The sequence below is a fragment of the Oleiphilus sp. HI0132 genome (genome assembly GCF_001635845.1).
The window spans coordinates 1-404 of the sequence record NZ_LWGJ01000986.1; the positions used below are offsets into that span (position 1 = coordinate 1).

The window sequence follows — 404 nt, forward strand, 5'->3', positions numbered from 1 at the left end:
ATTGAGCGCTTCGTGTTTACCTGTCTGTTCCGATAATTCAAATATATTGATGTCGGAACCTCCATTGTAGCTGTATATCAGGTTTCCGTCGGTCTTAAGCCAGTCGAGTTCATCGACTCCTGTTTCTTGAGTATTAGTTCGGGAGTAGCTATCGCTTGACTCGTCAGAAGAGGCATCTGCACTTCCATCGCTTTCGAGTACGGGGGCATCGAGGCAAATATCGCAATAGCTAGGGTTCTGGTTATTCGAAGCAATTCCGTGCTTTAAGTAGCTTTCCAGAGGGCCGCCCGTTCCGGTAATTCCGCCATCATTCTCGGACTCACTACAGCCAACGAAAACAGATGACAGTAAGCTCAAGGTGAGAAGAAACAAACTTGGCTTAAGTTTATGTTGAATGTCCATTG

1 protein-coding gene is annotated in these 404 nt (G+C 46.0%); it reads right to left on the minus strand.

The features are described 5' to 3' along the window. Window positions 1-404 (minus strand): beta-propeller domain-containing protein (locus tag A3766_RS11085; RefSeq protein WP_197479538.1); only part of this gene is annotated, 404 nt, incomplete at both ends.